The sequence below is a fragment of the Dyadobacter tibetensis Y620-1 genome (assembly GCF_000566685.1).
GTDB classification, from domain to species: Bacteria; Bacteroidota; Bacteroidia; order Cytophagales; family Spirosomataceae; genus Dyadobacter; species Dyadobacter tibetensis.
This window is the reverse complement of record NZ_AZQN01000002.1, coordinates 737,765-751,790: the sequence shown is the minus strand read 5'-3', so window position 1 is coordinate 751,790 and position 14,026 is coordinate 737,765. Positions and strand designations below refer to the sequence as shown.

At 43.0% G+C, this 14,026-nt stretch carries 13 protein-coding genes; 5 read left to right on the top strand and 8 right to left on the bottom strand.

Translation table 11 applies throughout. The features are described 5' to 3' along the window. Positions 1–34: 34 nt before the first annotated feature. From X939_RS0106750 to X939_RS0106730, 5 genes are all read left to right on the top strand, one after another. Positions 35–1,117, top strand: coding sequence for a hypothetical protein (locus X939_RS0106750; protein WP_025762505.1), 1,083 nt, complete (start codon positions 35–37; stop codon positions 1,115–1,117). Between the two features lie 12 nt (positions 1,118–1,129). After that, the gene (locus X939_RS0106745) at positions 1,130–2,179 is read left to right on the top strand and encodes a flavin reductase family protein (protein WP_025762504.1); all 1,050 of its coding nucleotides are present in this window, start codon (positions 1,130–1,132) and stop codon (positions 2,177–2,179) included. A gap of 536 nt (positions 2,180–2,715) precedes the next feature. After that, a complete protein-coding gene (locus X939_RS22915; RefSeq protein ID WP_198034369.1) occupies positions 2,716–5,175 on the top strand; it encodes a T9SS type A sorting domain-containing protein in 2,460 nt (819 codons plus the stop codon). Between the two features lie 276 nt (positions 5,176–5,451). Beyond that, positions 5,452–6,810, top strand: a complete 1,359-nt coding sequence (locus tag X939_RS0106735; RefSeq protein WP_044198556.1) for a GH1 family beta-glucosidase — start codon at positions 5,452–5,454, stop codon at positions 6,808–6,810. A 97-nt stretch (positions 6,811–6,907) separates the two neighbouring features. Further along, positions 6,908–7,270: a hypothetical protein gene (locus tag X939_RS0106730; RefSeq protein ID WP_025762501.1), complete on the top strand. Its 363-nt coding sequence runs from the start codon at positions 6,908–6,910 to the stop codon at positions 7,268–7,270. A 3-nt stretch (positions 7,271–7,273) separates the two neighbouring features. Here the strand turns inward: X939_RS0106730 and X939_RS0106725 are convergent, their stop codons facing one another. From X939_RS0106725 to X939_RS0106690, 8 genes are all read right to left on the bottom strand, one after another. After that, entirely contained in the window at positions 7,274–7,489 is a 216-nt protein-coding gene (locus X939_RS0106725) for a hypothetical protein (RefSeq protein ID WP_025762500.1), read from the bottom strand. Between the two features lie 235 nt (positions 7,490–7,724). After that, complete coding sequence (locus X939_RS0106720) at positions 7,725–8,741, bottom strand: toast rack family protein (RefSeq protein ID WP_131694644.1); 1,017 nt, start codon at positions 8,739–8,741, stop codon at positions 7,725–7,727. Between the two features lie 13 nt (positions 8,742–8,754). Next, positions 8,755–8,931 carry a LiaF transmembrane domain-containing protein gene (locus X939_RS23285; protein WP_084299330.1) on the bottom strand — a complete coding sequence of 59 codons (177 nt, stop codon included), beginning with the start codon at positions 8,929–8,931 and terminating at the stop codon, positions 8,755–8,757. Between the two features lie 33 nt (positions 8,932–8,964). Continuing rightward, positions 8,965–9,570, bottom strand: coding sequence for a PspC domain-containing protein (locus tag X939_RS22115; RefSeq protein WP_025762498.1), 606 nt, complete (start codon positions 9,568–9,570; stop codon positions 8,965–8,967). A 159-nt stretch (positions 9,571–9,729) separates the two neighbouring features. Next, entirely contained in the window at positions 9,730–10,353 is a 624-nt protein-coding gene (locus X939_RS0106705; protein ID WP_025762497.1) for a beta/alpha barrel domain-containing protein, read from the bottom strand. A gap of 124 nt (positions 10,354–10,477) precedes the next feature. Further along, entirely contained in the window at positions 10,478–11,620 is a 1,143-nt protein-coding gene (locus tag X939_RS0106700) for an aldose epimerase family protein (protein ID WP_025762496.1), read from the bottom strand. Between the two features lie 19 nt (positions 11,621–11,639). Further along, the gene (galK, locus tag X939_RS0106695; RefSeq protein ID WP_044198554.1) at positions 11,640–12,836 is read right to left on the bottom strand and encodes a galactokinase; all 1,197 of its coding nucleotides are present in this window, start codon (positions 12,834–12,836) and stop codon (positions 11,640–11,642) included. 133 nt (positions 12,837–12,969) lie between these two features. Next, positions 12,970–13,905, bottom strand: coding sequence for a D-2-hydroxyacid dehydrogenase (locus X939_RS0106690; RefSeq protein WP_025762494.1), 936 nt, complete (start codon positions 13,903–13,905; stop codon positions 12,970–12,972). Between the last annotated feature and the right edge of the window lie 121 nt (positions 13,906–14,026).

The following is a 14,026-nucleotide window of genomic DNA, read 5'->3' as shown; positions in this document are numbered from 1 at the left end:
TTTCTTTTTTGGAAGAATGTATTAGATTGCAAGGATGACACGCTTGCTAGAAAAAATAGTGGACAGACTGGAGGCCCTGCAGTGCCTGGATAATCCTTTCTTTGTAGATGGTACCTTTCCAGCTTATCGGATAAATAGACGCATCGGATACAATAGGCCAGATGCTACATTGTTTTTTTCTGCTATCATCTGTTTTTCCCTGCAGGAAATTACCTCGGCGACTTCGGGTGCTCTCCTGCTCCGTATTCAGAAAATATGTAAAAAAATTATTTCTGCCTATCCACATTTTAGCAATAAAGATGGTTTGCCTACCTATAATTTTTGGCAGACAAAACCCTCTCAGCACTTCCCGAATGGTTATCTGTTTCATCGGCATCACCATTTTAAGATTCCAGACGATATTGACGACACCGCTTTCGTATATATGACAACTCCCAGGACCGCTGAAGAGTACCGCTGGCTTAAATCTAAACTAGACCTCCATAGCAATGGGAGTAGGGGACAGGTGATTAATACTTTTCCTGAATGTCGATCCTTGGAGGCCTATTCTACTTGGTTTGGTGATAAAATGTACATAGAGTTTGACGCTTGTGCTTTAAGTAATATGCTATATTGCCTGTTTCGGGCTGGCATGCCTCCCGACCGCCGGACTAACGATAGCTTGGCCTATATCCGGATGATCATTGCTGAAAAATGGTATATTACCCGTCCTTTTCACTGTGCACACCACTATCCTCGAACAAGCCTGATCGTATACCATGTCAGTCGCCTGATAGGTACCTTCGACCCAATTGCTCTAAGGGCGGTCAGAAAAGATCTTTTGGATTCCTGTAAAGAACTTCTTCAAAGTGCCACCGATCCTATGGAACGGATTATTCTTTCTATATCCCTACTCCGATTGGGAGTGATGCCACCGGAAATAGATACTGGCACTTACGGTAAAGAAACGTTCAATGGATATTCATTTTTTATTGCCGGCCTACTTACGGCCTACGAACATAAGTGGCTGTACACTTTAGCCCCCTCGCCATGGGTTCATATGAATTGGGAATGTGAGGCTCATTGCTGGGTTCTTTTGGCTGAATACGAATACTTAAGAATTAGAGTTTCTGCTTAAACATCAATTTTCATGGATGCTACCAGCTTCGAAATAGTTATTACCAGGATTGTCATCGAAGACCGTTTAACCAAGACATTCTTTCTGAAACGAACAGATGGGAAGGGAATGAAGTACCGGGCCGGGCAATTTTTGACCTTTCTTTTTGATTTTCATGATCACCCCATTCGACGTTCCTATTCCTTTAGCTCTGCACCTAGTGTAGATGCTGAGCCTTCCATAACGGTAAGGAGAATAGACAATGGGCTGGTTTCGCGATACTGGCACGAACAAGTACAGGTGGGTGATATTTTTCCCGTTTTGGAACCCTCAGGGCGGTTCGTTTTGCCGCCGTCGGGAGAGGGTGATTCCTTCGATCTGGTGCTAATTGGAGCGGGAAGTGGTATCACTCCATTATATTCGCTGATAAAGGACAATTTGGCGACTCATTCTATGGGGAAAATACTATTGATATATGCCAGTAGAAATCAGGCATTATCCCTGTTCGCGGATAGCCTCCGGACGTTGGCAACGCAGTTTTCCAGCCGGTTTAAACTTATTGAGATACACAGTCAGCCTGACGATCATTGGGATGGACTTATAGGCCGGCTCAATAATGGAAGATTGCAGTATATTATTGAAAATCAATTGGCATTTAATATGGAACGGATCCGGGCCTTTATCTGTGGTCCACATTCATTTATGCGAACGGCTGATATCACCTTACGCTTTATGGGGGTTCGGAAAGAAAATATACGGTGGGAGCATTTTGTGGTAGAATCAATTTTACTTTCGAAGCCCACTCCCTTGACTCAAACCATCCAGATAGGTTATCGGGGGGCTATGCAACCTGTATTGGTCCGTTCCGGACAATCCATTCTGGAGGCGGGAATAGCGGCAGGATTGCCCCTACTGTACAGTTGTAAGAATGGAAGTTGTGGGATTTGTGCCGTGCGGCTGCGAATGGGAGCTGTGAAGATGACCTACAACCAAGTGCTTACGGATCGGGATGTAAAGGATGGGTGGGTGCTAACCTGTTGCGGCTTTCCCGAAAAGGGTCCCCTTATCCTTGACTTGGTCTAAGATCATATTACTCTGGCATCGATCTTAGATTTATACTATTCTTCTCTAAATACAACGGTTGCGCACCTTTTTCTCAATGGAAGTATGACGAGCTTGGAATTTCTATATTCTTAGTCGTCGAGTCGGTCTTGTGTAAGTCAAGTGTGAAAATGGATGACTCTACTTTAGTTAATTCTATAAATTTTGAATTTAAATACTTCTGACAGTAAAAAATATTAAAAAAAAATAGAATGGGACGTATAGCAGTATCGGTTTTGTTCAATTTTTGGGATCGGATCGAACTATTTTTGATGATCTATTTTGTTCTACTAGAATACCATGGGTATTTCTATTTGTTGTTAGGTGTACGTGCTATAAAAACAGTATGAGTTTTATAGAATACATTCAAAGTTCGACGTAAATCTACTTATTTTAGGACTGGTCAACTATTTTTCATAGCAAGAATTCGTAACGTTGCTCTATTTGTTTTCGATCAACTCTTCTAGATTTGTATGAAGAAGTTAAACGATTATCTAAGTAACACTTACACAAATGATATGAAAACTACAAGAAGGATTCTAGGAATAGTACAATTGATTGCCATGTGTTGGGTGGTAGGCACAAGTATGGCCACCGCTCCCGCAACTTATGACTGTAATTGCTCAGGAAATCTACTAAAGAACCCGAGCTTTGAATCGACCAGCGATTGGCAAAAGACCAGTGGTACCGACTTCTCTACAAGCACGGCTTATAATGTTTGTGGGAGCAAAAATGGAGTAATCGATGGCTCTGGGGCAGTATACCAACTGGTAGAAGTTCCTGCAGGAGCAAAGGTTGACTTTAGTATTTACGGAGGTACACATAATGCATCAAAATCTCATAAGATTAAACTTACATTCCTGAATAGCAGCGAGAAGGAAATTGATGGGGATCATAATATCAGCAAGGAGATGGACTATCAAGTAGGGCAGTCCCCGACTTTGCAAAAGTATACCATGAGTTCGACGGCGCCCTCGGGGACCAAGTACGTCAAGGTAGAAATGACCTCCTCTGGAAATTATTTTAAAATGGATATGGCTTGTCTGACCATTACACAGCCTAGTGCCTGTACCACCTGCGATGGCAACCTATTAGGAAATGATGGAAGCTTTGAATCGGGCAATACCAGCGGCTGGTATCATGACGGAGATAGTTTTAGCGCAAACAAGACCTATGCCGTATGTGGTACCTATGGTGCCGTTTTTGACGGTCCGGGATCTTTCTGGAGACGCTTGCCTATGAATGACCTAGTGGGTCGCACCGTTAATCTGGCGATCTGGGGTGCCATACACAACCGGAAGAACCAGAAGTTTTTCCTTGGTTTCAACGATAGCAATAATAATCCAATTGGGAATTATGTGAGTGTGGATATCAATAAGATTTACGATTCCAGTCCTAAAGGCTTGAGTGAATATAAACTTTCGGCCCTGGCACCTTCTGGAGCAAAGTATATAGTAATAGGAGGCTATTCCACAGGAGATTATATCAAAGTCGATGCGGCTTGTCTGACCATCTCTGCACCGAGCGAATGTGTTAATTGCGATAATAACCTATTGACAGACGGAGGTAGCTTTGAGTCGGGCAACACGAGTGGATGGTCTGTGGAAGGAGGCTCGTTTGGTGCCGATTCCAGATACGCTGTTTGTGGTAACTATGGTGCTGCTTATGGTGGTTCAGGTAGTTTTTATAAGGACATTCAGGTGGATAATATGGGAGGCCGTACCGTAAGCCTTTCAGCATGGGGAGCCTATCACCAAAATAAGGGCCAAAACTTCTTTGTGAAATTTCTGGATGCTTCGAAAAATCAGGTAGGAAGCGTCACCAAAGTGAATATTGATAAAGATGTAGATGCGAATCCTCAAGGCCTCAAAAAGTATAATTTAACGGCCCTGGCTCCTGCTGGTGCCAAATACATTCGGGTAGGAGGGGCCACCACTGGCGATTGGATCAAAGTTGACAAAATGTGTTTGACCATTACCCAGCCCGTAGAATGTACCAACTGTACGAATAATCTGGTAAAAGACGAGCCAGGGTTTGAGAATGGTAACACCACCGGATGGACCTCATCAGGAGGTAGTTTTAGCGCTAGTACAAGTTATGCTGCCTGCGGTAATTATAGTGGGGTACAGTCTGGAGCTGGAACCATCAAAAAAACTGTATTTGTAAATGGAGCCTCAGGCAATACGATTGAGCTCTACATCTGGGCAGGGTACGATAGTAAAAATAGCCAAAAAATATCCATGGTATTCCTGAATAGCTCTCAGAATACTATAGGAGCACCAGTGACTGTAAACCTGGATAAAGCGTATGAGGCCACACCTCAAGGACTGAAAAAATATACCTTAACAGGAACAGCTCCTTCTGGGACAGAATATATACGGATTGAGGGAACAACGAGTGGAAACAAATTAATTGTTGATGCAGTCTGTCTGACGATGTCAGGGCCTCCTTTGCCCGTCACTCTAACGCATTTCGATGCCCGGGTAGAAACAGGTCTGGTACAACTCAATTGGGCCACTACTTTTGAGACCAATTCAGATTATTTTGAAGTACAGCGTAGTAAAGATGGTAAAAACTGGGCTGTGATTGGACAGGTAAATGCCAGTCGTGAAAGCAATGTTCTTGCTACCTACGACTTCAAGGATTTACAACCCCTTAATGGATCAATTCTTTATAGACTGAGAATGATAGACCAGGATAATAGCTTTGCCTATAGCAGAAAAGTAGCCGTAGAGTCAAAGTCAACCATCAAGGTGACAGTATATCCCAATCCTACTACCGATATTGTAACCTTCGTAGGTCCTGTGCCTGTTGTAGCCGTAGAGCTCTTTAATACCTATGGTCAGAAGTTATTTTCAGGACGGCCCGATGCTCAGAGTCGACTAGATCTGAGCAGTCTGCCTCAGGGATCTTATATGGCCAAGATGCGTACTGAAGACGGTTCTATTGAAGTGAAGCGTATTCAGGTTCTGCGTTAGTCCTCACCATTCCTTATAATTGACTAGTTATGGTCGCTTCAGTCCCCCGGGGGATGAAGCGACCATTTTTTTATATAAGTTGTAAAATATACTTTTACGCTTAAAGCCAGTTCAAATTTCGATGATTGAGAGGTTTAGCCCTTATTTGATCTTTGTAGCAAAGCAATTTTATATAGAGTTTGTGCTATGATATAATGATTGCAGACATATTCAAATAATAGTATTGACATCTGAATGGTTAATATTTAAGTTGGTTTCTAACCATATGATGAAATAATGATGCGTACCGAAGATTTGCCATTCAGTCGAACCGATTTTGGAGAAGATTTTATATGGGGAACCGCCACCTCAGCTTATCAGATCGAGGGGGCGGTTGATCAATATGGGCGCGGGCCGAGCATATGGGATCCCTTTGTGAGAAAAAAGGGAAAAATAAAAGACGGAAGTAATGCCGATATGGCTTGTGATTTCTATCAGCGGTATGAAGAAGACCTTCGTATAGCCAAAAGTTTGGGACTTAAGCATTTTAGGTTTTCGGTCTCCTGGTCACGAATACTTCCTTCGGGCGTGGGAACTGTCAATCAGGAGGGAATTGATTTCTATAATCGTGTGATCGATTGTTGCGAGAAACTTAATATGGAGCCCTGGTTAACCCTATATCATTGGGACCTTCCCTTAGCACTGGAGCAGCAGGGAGGATGGAAAAATCGTAAGATTATTGACTGGTTTTCGAATTACACTGCTGTTTGTACCGAAGCCTTTGGAAATCGGGTCAAAAATTGGATTGTCATGAATGAACCGATGGCTACCGCCGGGTTGGGCTATACCACCGGCCTACATGCCCCCGGGCGGAGAGGATTATTTAATTTTTTACCGGTAGTGCATCATTTGGCATTATGTCAGGCCGAGGCTGGCCGAATTGTAAGACAATCGGTTGCTGATGCTTATATTGGTACGGCCTTAAGTTGCTCATTCGTAGAACCCGCCTCCCAAGACCGAAAGGATATCAATGCTGCCAGGCGCGCCGATGCCGTTATGAATAGATTATTCATTGAGCCTGCCCTGGGCATGGGCTATCCCAGCGATGTTTTTCCATATCTGGCTCAGATTAAAAGATATGTTATGCCCGGTGACGAGGATCGCTTGGCTTTCAACTTCGACTTCATTGGTCTTCAGAATTATTTTCGGGTAATGGTCCAACATTCGTATCTTAGACCAGTGCTCTGGCTCAAGGAAATACCCGCCACTATTCGGCAGAAACCCGTTACCGCTATGGGATGGGAAATCGCTCCAGATGGAATGTACGATATTTTGAATCAGTTTGCAGCTTATAAGAATCTTCCTGAAATAATTGTCTCAGAAAATGGTGCTGCTTTCGCTGATGAACTTAAAGATGGTCAGGTTGAGGATATTGCCCGGACTAATTTTTTTAAAGAATACCTTAGCGCCATCCTGCGTGCCAAAAGAAATGGCGTTAATATCAAGGGCTATTTTATATGGACACTTATGGATAATTTTGAATGGGCAGAAGGTTATAGTGCTCGCTTTGGAATCGTATATGTAGATTTTGCCAGCCAAAAACGTTATATAAAGGATTCAGGCAAATGGTTTGGCCGCCTGCTGAATGACCGGTGAAAAAATGACTAGCCATTACAACCCAAATGCCGTTTGTTGAGTCTTTCTTAGAAATGGGCGGACAAGATTTATGTAACTTTATTTAATCGAATAGATAATGACGACGGTGAAATGGATTCTTGGTTTAGTGGTGTTGGGTGCTTGTGCTCAGGAACCAATGTCAGAAGAAGGTAAGGAGATTTATGAAGCAGATGCGGTATTTTCGAATACGATTGCAGCCGATGGTTGTTCCTGGCATTTTGAAATCCAGGGGGTGGATAGTACGATCACATTATTGGCGCCATCTTTAACCTCCTTCAAAACTATTGAAGCCAAACTTGGGAGCATGGAGTCAAGCTACAGTACAACGCAAGTTAGGCTTCAATATTCTTTTACCGGAAATAAAAGAGCGGTACCCTGTGGCTGGGGAACAACTAGTGAAATGGATGAAATTACAGTTCGATCCATCCGCAAAAAATAGGATTTATATATTTAGTATCCTTCGCGCCTCCTTATCGGTATAATAGGGCCCTAATGCCGCCTCCTCAATCATTTCTTCTACTTGCTCTTCATTAGCAGACTTCGCATAATTATTGATTTGCTGCAATTCAATGATATTCTCGTCTACCAGTCCGTTCAGCAATTGCATCACTTTATTCTCATTTCGATCGGCTGGAATAATCAGTTGGTACGTTTTCATCTTTATAGATCAATTGGTTCTTGTTGATTTACTAGGGCTAAAAATGATGCCAGAATTATCCGTGTGGGATTCTTTATGGCCTCTATATGAGGTAAACGTTTAATTAATTTTTTATTGTGTTTAGGTTATAGAAATTAGGATTTAAATAATTCTGAATAAATTGTTGGAGCATAACAAAAAATAGCACCCTTGCGAAAAGGTGCTATTTTTTGTTATGCTTACCCTAATCTGGTATCTAGTAACGTTTAACTTTTACTTTTGTGAGGGCCCCTTCGAAACGGATTCTGACTTTCTGGGACGTCTGATCAAACCCTTCTGTCCTGAAAATATCACTGTCAACTTTCTGAAAATCTTTCAAAGATTTCGAATTCATTGCTCCATTGAGTGTGACTTCACACCCCATTCCTCTGGGGACTTGAATCTCTATGGACGCTACGCCCGCCTCCACATCTACCTGAACCTGATCATGCAAATTCCCCAAACGAAGGTCCAGGTTGGCCACTCCGGTACTTATATTGACCGATTCGACTTTGAATTTGCTTAAGTCGAAGTCACCCTTTCCTGCACCAATGCCCATGTCAATATTCCATATGGGTGTGGTATTTAGTTTGATCTTGGCTTCATTGGAGACTTTTCCATTTTTAAAAGAAAGTTCTCCTTCTTCCATTTTTAAGCTGATCTCGGTATTATTATTCTCCAGATTTGTCTTTTTGTTGGATAGAAAATTAACTACTGACGAGCTGGTATGGGCTTCAAAAAGTTTATTGGTAGATTCCTCTAGCACAAATGCTCCCGCTCCGCCTTCCAGATTTAGTGTAGCTTTGTTTATAGCCGATTCCATATCGTAACTGAAATACCCTTTTCTAGGGTTATTTTCTCTGAGACTACGGTCTCTTCTATATTCCTCATCTTTGTTCAATCGCTCTTCATCCAGCTCATCCTCGTCTAAAAAAGGCATATTATCCCCATTCCAACTTCGATTCCAAGATCTCCGATCTGAGTATTTCCAGTTTTTACGATTGGCAATTCCGCCCACAATGGCTAATATAATTAATAGGCTAACTACGGCTTTGGCAGCACCCCGATTATCCTGGCTGAAAATGCTGATTATTCCTGCAAGAATTAATAGTATAGGCCAATAAGGGAGTATATATCCCCAATCAAGGTCAAGCCATCCCAGGTTTCGCAATAGCCAGGCTACACCCAACAGGAGTAGCATACCCCCAATAACCATATTTTTGCTCGATCTCATTGATAGTATGTTTTTAGTCTTGTGAACGATCCGATTTTAGAAAATTTCTCATCAAGAGCATGGTCCCCGTACAGATAAGAATAAAAGGCCAGAAGTACTTGCCAATATGAAGATTTGTATGTTCTTCGATAAGAAAAAAACAGCCTACCAAAATCAGGATGATACCCCTAATTAGATTTTTTGCTTGCATAATATGATCTGTTTTGTTGATGGTCTCTGCTGCTTAATTAACCCTGATAACATCGTCATCGTCGTCTTTCTTGTCGTTTTTAGGCTCATCATCTGGAGTTGATAGCCTGTCTCTGGCATCGTCCCAGCGGGGATCTGATGGGGGAGTTGTTGGAGATGGAGGCGATGGTGGGGTAGTTGTATTGGTATGGCTTTGTTCTTGTTCCTGATCTCTTTGCCGGAGAATCAGATAGGCCCCAACCGATATCAGAAGGATGGGCCAGAAATATTGCTTAAACTGATACCAAATAGGAAAGTCGTCTACCAGCATGATAACGCCAAAAAATACGAGCGCTCCACCCAAAACCATGATGGTTTGATCAGTTCTCTTTTTATCGATAACAGGGTCAGAAGTTGTGCCCATATCGTCCGTTTCTGTGATCGAATTGTTACGAGAAAGGGCAGGCCCGGTAGGGAGGGCGGCCCAGAGGATGAGATAAATAAAGCCTGTCCATCCAAAACTGGGCGGGATGGGAAGTATTAGCATAATCACCATAATTACCCTTATGATCACCACATCTATCTGCATATACTGTGCCAGACCTGCTGCAACGCCTCCAACAACTTTCTCTTCGGGTATTCTATATAATTTCCTTTCCATAATAGGGATTACATTAAGTTTGTATTCAAAGGTAGTATGTTATACCAGTTACGTGCTAGTGGATAATTATGATTGGCTTATCTGCTTGTTAAATGGTGCATAACCCATTTAAAAGTGCTTCAATGCAGCCACGGTGGTTTATGCTTCTTAGTAGATTACCTACTCTTCTTCTAAGGCTTCCAGAATATCCATCATACTTCCGAAATCTTTATAGCCTGGCCTTATTTCTTCACTGCCTCTTAGCGCAATGCCAATCTGGGGCAGTAACTCGGTGAGAGCAGCTACTGAATATTCGTTATCCAGCCCAAATCCGATCATTACATTGAACTCATGGGTTAGGCGCTGTAATGTACTCATCCAGGTGTCATTTAGAGCGACGTCCTGATCGCTGACCAGTAAAAAATGAGTAACCAAGTCTCCATACCGTGCAACTATTGATTCCAAATCCTCGGGCCCATATAGGTCGACCGGAATCCTTAACAGAAGCGGTAGGTTGGATTTTGCTGCGAGGGTATGGATCAGGGCTGGGTGTTCTATTTCCAAGGCTCCTACCGGATATTGACTCAGCTGTGCCAGAATGGCCTCTGCATCGTCCAATGACGTTTCTGCCACTAGTTTTACACCAGAAATCCAAGAGCTGATTTCTTCAAATGTCTTAGGGGAAATATACTGAGCCGAATTTTCGTCAATATTGAAACCAAGCATTTCTACACCCATGCCGGCACAGTACCGGGCGTCGGACAAATTGGTAACATGGCTGATCTTTACTGTTTTGCTGAGCATTTCTACGGGTCATCGGTTTGTTGAGTCGTAAAGATACTTTTTAAAATTTTTAAATTCCAGTATTGCTATTGCCTGGAAAGTTTCAAAAAAACGCCCGATCCTTTAACAGGTCGGGCGTTAGCGCTTATTGGGCTGAGAAAGAGTATTGCGTGATACTGTGATAAGTTTGGCCGGGTCTTAACACGGTACTGGGGAAATTTGGATGATTGGGTGAATCGGGGAAATGTTGGGTTTCCAAACAGAGGGCAAAACGTTTTCCGTATGTAGCCCCTTTACCCTGAAGGGAGCCGTCCAGGAAATTGCCGGTGTAGAATTGTACACCTGGCTCCGTAGAGTATACCTCCATAATGCGCCCGCTCTTGGGCTCTGTAACGGTGGCAATACGCTGAAGTCCTTCTCCCGATCGGTTAATGACCCAGCAATGGTCATAACCCCCTCCGTAACTGATTTGCTGGTTGTCGGTTTTGTCAATACCTTTCGAAACAGCCGTTGGTTGCCTGAAGTCGAAAGGTGTCCCTTCTACAGCCATCAACTGCCCTGTGGGAATCAATGTAGCATCCACCGGGACTATACTGTCGGCATCTATACAGACCTGATGGCCCAAAATGTCCTCTTGCATTCCGGTCAGATTAAAATAAGAGTGATTGGTGAGGTTTACAATCGTTGGCTTATCAGTTGTAGCCGTATATTCTATAGATAGTGCGTTCTGATTATTCAAACGGTAATCGACCTGAACGGTCAGGGTACCTGGATATCCTTCTTCACCATCCTGGCTGGTATAGGTCATTCGAAGGCCAACAATAGAATCATTTCGCACTTCTTCTGTTTTCCATAATACTTTATCAAACCCCTTTAATCCACCATGGAGCGCATTAGGACCATTGTTGATTGGAAGTTGATAGGTCTTGCCATCTAGTTGAAACTGCCCCTTGCGGATGCGATTACCATACCGCCCTACTAAAGCCCCAAAGTAAGGGTGGCCATTCAAATAGGGTTGCAGGGAGTCGAAGCCCAGGACCACATCAGCCCACTGCCCCGTTCGGTCCGGAGCCGTTAACTTGGTAATAATTCCACCATAATTGGTGATATTCACTACCATACCATTGCCATTGGTGAGGGTATAAAGGTCAGCCGTTTGACCGTCGGCGGTCATGCCGAATTCTTCCTTCGAAATGGTGCTTTTCATGATACTGTCTTCTTTTTTGTTTCCACAACTTAAGGCAGACAAGGCCATAAGTCCTAAGATCAGGGTTTGGGATAAATTCATTATTAGAGCGTTCAGGGTGTTAGTGGTTGATTTCAACAACTTCGCTAGAGCCGTCCATGATGCGTACCCGATAACAAGGTAACTCAGTATTGAAAGACTCTTGATAAGCTTTTCTAATCTTGCTCTCAAAGGAATCGAGTTCTGAAGCTTTTACTAAATTGATGGTACAACCACCAAATCCTCCTCCCATCATCCTTGCTCCGAGCACTTCAGGCATTTCTAAAGTGGCTGCTACAAGGAAGTCTAGTTCTGGACAACTTACCTCGTATTCATTTTGAAGGCCATAATGGGTTTGATACATTTTTTCTCCGAAGGCTTGCAAATTTCCTGCTGCCAGATCTTTGCAACCCTCATTTACCCTTTCTATCTCTTCAGTAATGTACTTGGATCGCTGATATACCGGGCTTCCCAAGATTTCTTTATTTGCTAAGACGAGGGCTGGTGTAGCATCCCTTAAGCTTTGGATATGCGGGTGAGAGGCCTGCAATAATGCTACTGCCATTTCGCATTCTTGCCTGCGGGTGTTATAGGCCGAGTCTGCCAATGAATGCTTTACCTGTGTGTCGCAGAGCACAAGTTGGTAATCATCCATAGGAAAAGGGAAATACTCATAATCCAGTGATCGGCAGTCGAGGCGTATTACTGACTCTTCTTTTCCAAAGGTAGAAGCGAACTGGTCCATGATCCCGCATTGAACACCCACATATTCATTTTCGGCTTTCTGAGCCATTTTTACAATTTCCAGCCGGTCTAAACCCAACTCAAATATTTCGTTGAGGGCGAATAGTAATGCACATTCCAGTGCGGCAGAGGATGATAGTCCTGCACCCAATGGTACATCTCCCCCAAAAGCAGCCTGAAAACCTTTTATCTTCAGTCCCTTCTTTTGAATTTGTTCTAAAATACTCAATTGGTAAAATGCCCATGTTTGGGAGGGTTTGCTCAGATCATCCAAAGTCGTGGTATAACTTTCATCTAGATCGGTGGCCCTTAATATAATCTGATCGTCTTCCCGTGGTGCAATTACGAAATATACGGCCTTGTCTACACTGGCAGGAAGTACATAGCCCTGATTGTAATCCGTATGTTCTCCAATTAAATTGATTCTTCCCGGCGACCGGAAACTCCTTTCGGCTACAGTGGAAGATGTTCGATCGAAAACCTGATGGTATTGGGCTTGAATGCGTGCAAGTGTTTCGTTTGATTCAACTAACATTTTTTTTGAATTGGTATATATTTTTTTTAAAACTGCTTCATATAGGACAGGGATTAAGGATCGGGGGAAATAGTTTAACTTGGGTAGCTCTAATTAATACTCTTTCTAAAGTATTAGTAATTAGCGTGTTAATTTAATATCCCCGGGATATATCTATACGGTCCATAATGTCACAGCCTGTATTTAGTGCATAAATGTTAGTTAGGAACAAATCTACTTTACCTACGTGCTCATTTTTATGTCCACCCCCTGTGTGTTGAGTCAGGATTACCTGAGGCATTTTCCAGAGTGGATGATCGGATGGAAGAGGTTCTTGCTCGGTTACGTCGAGCACCGCTCCGTCGAGATGTCCACTAAGAAGGGCCTCTATCAGGGCAGTTTCATCGGTTGTGCTGCCACGACCTACGTTGGCATAGACGCTTCCGGCCTTCATGGACTTGAAAAAGTGATGATCGGCAAAATGGATGGCTGTGCCTGGAAGTGTATTAATGACCAGATCGATATGAGGTAATTTGGCCAATAATTCCTCTTTTGAGCGGAGATTGGCCTCGGGTGAGGTGCGGGCAAACAGATGTATGTGGCAACCAAAGCCCGTTAATATATTTTTAATGACGGTGCCTATGGTACCTGCTCCTAATATAACCACTTCTTCATTATATAATAACCTGAGGTCCTTCCGGATAGCATGTCCTACCCATTCTGATTCCTGCTGAAGTTTGGTAAGGCGATGTAAGCCCCGGTATAATGAAAGAATCCCGCCCACTATTGTTTCTGAACAGGGACGTCCAAACCAGGCCCCCATATTGGCCACTTTCGTGTCGGGATCCAGTTGTAAACCCTTATATTGGTCGAATCCGGCAGAATCTAGCTGCCAGTATATCAATTTGTTTTCTTTCCCGCTGAACCATTCTATGGGTGGGTTTCCGAGAACAATGTCCGCATGCTCAAAACAGGCTCTATTGCTCGCCTCATCACTTCCTCTAAATTGAATGGTATGGCTCTCGGGGATGTCTTTTTTTAACTTGTCAATAAGCGGTTGCTCAAATATAGAATTACAATAAATGTTCATATCGAATGCGTAAAGTTGGTTAATCATAAAGATATAAAAATATATGCCTAACACCTTTAAAAACCTTGAGAACGACTGCCATTCGGAGCCTGATCATTATCGTTTGTGGGGAATTTTGTGC